The sequence below is a fragment of the Coleofasciculus sp. genome, assembly GCF_046539235.1.
In the GTDB taxonomy this organism is placed as follows: Bacteria; Cyanobacteriota; Cyanobacteriia; order Cyanobacteriales; family Coleofasciculaceae; genus Coleofasciculus.
Window position 1 is genome coordinate 1 of sequence record NZ_JBKHHI010000615.1, and the last position, 2518, is coordinate 2518.

The 2518-nt window shown below is 47.1% G+C and carries 3 protein-coding genes; 2 read left to right on the forward strand and 1 reads right to left on the reverse strand.

Annotation, left to right across the window (positions count from 1 at the left end):
- Positions 1-111: 111 nt before the first annotated feature.
- On the forward strand, positions 112-1278 hold the full coding sequence (locus tag ACLFWI_RS29285; protein WP_446411086.1) for a pyridoxal phosphate-dependent aminotransferase: 1167 nt from the start codon (positions 112-114) through the stop codon (positions 1276-1278).
- A 316-nt stretch (positions 1279-1594) separates the two neighbouring features.
- Positions 1595-1912, forward strand: coding sequence for a slr1957 family protein (locus tag ACLFWI_RS29290; protein ID WP_446411087.1), 318 nt, complete (start codon positions 1595-1597; stop codon positions 1910-1912).
- Between the two features lie 19 nt (positions 1913-1931).
- On the opposite strand, the gene ACLFWI_RS29295 is transcribed toward ACLFWI_RS29290, so the two are convergent.
- Positions 1932-2432 carry an orange carotenoid protein N-terminal domain-containing protein gene (locus ACLFWI_RS29295; protein ID WP_446415854.1) on the reverse strand — a complete coding sequence of 167 codons (501 nt, stop codon included), beginning with the start codon at positions 2430-2432 and terminating at the stop codon, positions 1932-1934.
- Between the last annotated feature and the right edge of the window lie 86 nt (positions 2433-2518).

Below are 2518 nucleotides of genomic sequence, written 5' to 3' on the forward strand. Positions count from 1 at the left end.
CTTTTTAAGGGGGATTTAGGGGGATCTAAACGGTAAGTGAAGTTTTGAGATTAAGTTGACCCAAGAACCAACGACGTGCGCCCTTAATTGATCTCTGATTATCAGTCGCCGATGTCCACCTTAACCTCTCGCATGGAAGCGGTACAGTCACCTGTGATTCCCATCGTTGGGGAACTGATTCGCCGTCATCCCGGTACGATTTCCTTGGGACAGGGTGTCGTTTATTACCCTCCCCCACCAGAGGCGATCGCACGTTTGCCAGAATTTCTGGCTGATCCTGATAACCACAAGTACAAGGCGGTTCAGGGAATTGCACCGTTACTATCTACTATTACCGCTAAACTACACACAGATAACCGGATTACCCTCAACCAACACAACTGTATCGTTGTCACCGCAGGCGCAAACATGGCGTTTATGAATGCCATTCTCGCCATTACCTCTCCCGGAGACGAGATTATTATTCAAACGCCTTACTATTTCAACCACGAAATGGCAATTACCATGGCGAGTTGTCATCCGGTACTTGTGGCAACGGATCAGAATTATCAACTGCGTCCCCAGGCGATCGCGAAAGCCATCACAGAGAAAACCAAAGCCGTGGTGACAATTTCACCGAATAATCCCACCGGGGCGGTTTACTCCAAAGCCGCGTTACAGGCGGTGAATGAACTCTGTCGGGAACGAGGAATTTATCACATTAGCGATGAAGCCTATGAGTATTTCACCTATAACGGTGTCAAACACATTTCCCCGGCGGCGTTTCCCCAGAGTCACTCCCATACGATTTCCCTGTACTCCCTGTCGAAAACCTATGGGTTTGCCAGTTGGCGCATTGGCTACATGGTAATTCCCCAGCATCTGCTGGCGGCGGTGAAAAAAATTCAGGACACGATTCTGATTTGTCCCCCGGTTGTCTCCCAGTATGTCGCCTTAGCCGCCTTACAGATGGGATTGAGTTATACCCAGCCCCACATTCACGCGATCGCGACAGTGCGACAGTTGGTATTAGAGGCGTTGCAGCGATTGGACGGATTATGTGCGATCGCACCCGCCGACGGTGCGTTTTATTTCTGGCTTAAAATAAATACTTCAATCAACCCAGTCGAGTTAGTCGAACGCTTGATTCGTGATCATCGCGTCGCCGTGTTACCCGGTACAACCTTTGGCATGGAAGAGGGCTGTTATTTGCGAATTGCTTATGGGGCGCTACAAAAAGAAACAGTCGCCGAGGGTATTGAACGCTTAGTGCAAGGATTACAAACCATTTTGTCCTGAGACACCAACCAATCCCCTCATTGACAAACAACGAAGGCTGAAGGGGTGACAAGCCGTCTTACACCTTTGAAAATGAGGCTTTGAGCGATATTAATATGACCCTATCTGTGACAAGAAGAAATGGGCTAAAAGCCGGATGGCTCAACACTTCAGCTAGCTTGTCACCCCGTAAGCAACGAAGGACAAATGACCAATGACCAATGACCAATGACCAATGACGAATTAGGTATTTATTCCTCTTTTAGTCTGGAAAAAGATTTGCTAATGTTATTGAGGCTGTAAAGCAGACTAATTTAACACATTTTAACAAAATCCGATGAAACATTACTGTGAAGCTTGGCTAAACGAATGGTGCTACGAGAACGGCTGGACAGACTTATATATTGAACGCAATAACTATTGGGCGTTCCCACCGGGCGCTGTAATTCCAGAACCACTACCGACGGACGCATTGAAATGGATTAAAGCTGAAAAAGGCTGGAGTGGCGAAGAAAAATGGTGGTCAATTGGGGCAATGTTGGTTACTGTTGTTGCCGCTATTTTGACCGTTTATTTCCAGTCGCCTATGCCTTTGGGTGTAGCCTTTGCCTTTGCTGCTGTAACAGTTGGGCTATTAGAAGTTGAACTTGAATAGATACCCAACCGCCAAATTCCTAAGCGGCTAAAGGAGCTATACCCATCTGGTCAATGATCTCGTTGAATAGGGAAATTTGCTCATTCAGGTCTAATAACGCGATCGCTCTCAACAAGGTTGTAGCTGAGTATGAAAGCGGAGAAGCAATTGCCACTGGACTCACCTCACCTGTGGACATCCAATCAAATAGCTGAGTCCAAAACGCCAGTTTGGTTTTCAGCGTGAACAGTCCGTATTGACGACTGATGGGGCTATCTGTCTCCTGTAATAAGTCCTGCATCGCCGCTAACTGTTCAGTAGCAGGCATTTGCTTGATCCGATGCAGTAACCCTTGGGTCAAAAATAGCCGTGCAGCACCCGCAGGTGTTGGCGCTAGAGAACAACCTAGGTTTTGGTACATTCCGCAAAGCAGCCCTAACTGATCCTCAACAGACAGGCGCTGGAAGTCGCTAAACGCCTGGTTAACGGCTGGCTTGAGTTCAAGATTTGCGGTGGGCAGTTGGTTGGTAATGAACATCATGCACGAAGTAGGGCAGCAATTAGTTAACAATTGTTCAAAGTAGTTATTCTAATTGTAATAAAACTTAAACGGCAACTCTACGTCAA

What these genes read in the sequence shown, in the direction of transcription:
- ACLFWI_RS29290 (WP_446411087.1), top strand. Translation starts at nt 1,595, where the DNA reads ATGAAACATTACTGTGAAGCTTGGCTAAACGAATGGTGCTACGAGAAC.
- ACLFWI_RS29285 (WP_446411086.1), top strand. Translation starts at nt 112, where the DNA reads ATGTCCACCTTAACCTCTCGCATGGAAGCGGTACAGTCACCTGTGATT.
- ACLFWI_RS29295 (WP_446415854.1), bottom strand. Translation starts at nt 2,432, where the DNA reads ATGATGTTCATTACCAACCAACTGCCCACCGCAAATCTTGAACTCAAG.